This window comes from Streptomyces sp. NPDC001515 (genome assembly GCF_053597115.1).
The window spans coordinates 1-1265 of the sequence record NZ_JBSFHN010000093.1 but is presented as its reverse complement, the minus strand read 5'-3'; the positions used below and the strand labels follow the sequence as shown (position 1 = coordinate 1265).

Here is a 1265-nt window from a genome sequence, read left to right as displayed (position 1 = left end):
TGGCGGACGTGCTCGTTCGGCACGGCTACCCCGAGCCCACCGGCCTGGACTGGGTGGAGTTGCAGCTCGCCCTCTTCCGGTTCCTGTACGGGAAGGGCGGTGCGGCATGAAGGCGCGGACGGTTCTTCCCGCCGTCGGGATGACGGCGGTGTCCATGGTCCTGACCCTGGCCGTGGTCGTGATGTGGCTCAGTCCGGTGATGCCGTGGCCGGTCGCTCTGGTCGTCGGCCTGGGGATCGACGGCGGGTGGCTGGCCACCCTCGCCTACGAACGCCGCTTGGCCGCCCAGGGCGACCACAGCCACATGGTGACCGCCGTCGGGTGGGGCTTCGGGCTCAGCGCGACCGGGGTCCTGGTCGCCCATGCCCTGTCGGCGCAGTCCGCCGGTGCGTGGCTGGCCGTCGCCTGGCTGCCGATCGCGGCCAAGGCCCTGTGGCTGGTGCACGGGCTGTGGGAGCGCACCGCGCTCACCGCGTCCGCGCTGGGCTCGATCCGGGACATCCAGCAGGAAGCCCGCGACGAAGCCGCCGTCGCCCGCGCCCGGCTGCGGGCCGAGGCGGCCACGGAGGAGACGCGGCTGACGGCCGTGACGCAGGCCGGTGCCCGCGTCGCACGCGTCCAGGCCGAGACCGCGCAGGCCCTGTCCCGGGCGTGGTCGACGCTGGAGACGGCCCGCAACGGCGAGAGCACCGGACCGGCCCTGACCAGCGTGACGACCCCCGTCACGCCCGGTGCGGCGCCCTGCTGGGAACTCCCCGTCTGGGATCCCGACCAGCAGCTCACCGCCCGCGCCCTGGAGGCCGCACCGGCCACCACGGACGAGGTCCTGGACGTTCTCGTCGACCAGATCCGTCACAGCCGTACCCCCGCCCTGTCCTACCGGGAGATGGCCGCCCGCTTCCGCGCGGCCGGCCACTCCGCCTCCGAGGTCCGCCTGCGGGCCGCCTGGAAGCGGGTGGCGTGATGGCCGCGCTGCCGGAGTACCGGTGGCGCCTGGCCCCCGACGGCTACGCCACCCGCCGACAGCTCCGCGCGCTCGGGCTGCGGCCCGGCGGACAGGACGTCGCCGCCGTCGTCTGCCGCCCCCGCCGCCGGCGCGAACCCCTCATCGCGTACCTCTACCGCATCGACCTGGCCCGCCCGGTCCGCCCGATGACCCCGGGCCGTACCGCCGCGCTCGCCAAGGCCATGCTCGCCCGCCGCACCTGCCCCGCCTGCCACCGCGACGCCGGGTACTGCATCCCGTCCTCGCTCGGCATGTGCGT

At 75.3% G+C, this 1265-nt stretch carries 2 protein-coding genes; both read left to right on the top strand.

Annotated elements, in window-relative coordinates:
- Positions 1-106: 106 nt before the first annotated feature.
- A complete protein-coding gene (locus ACWCXC_RS37460) occupies positions 107-964 on the top strand; it encodes a protein spdB (RefSeq protein WP_450891823.1) in 858 nt (285 codons plus the stop codon).
- Positions 964-1265, top strand: a 302-nt coding sequence (locus tag ACWCXC_RS37455) for an RRQRL motif-containing zinc-binding protein (protein ID WP_450891822.1), incomplete at its 3' end; no start/stop codon positions are given. The genes ACWCXC_RS37460 and ACWCXC_RS37455, both read left to right, overlap by 1 nt.

Bases quoted from the DNA above. Each gene is read 5' to 3' on its own strand.
- ACWCXC_RS37460 (WP_450891823.1), top strand. From the start codon at position 107: ATGAAGGCGCGGACGGTTCTTCCCGCCGTCGGGATGACGGCGGTGTCC.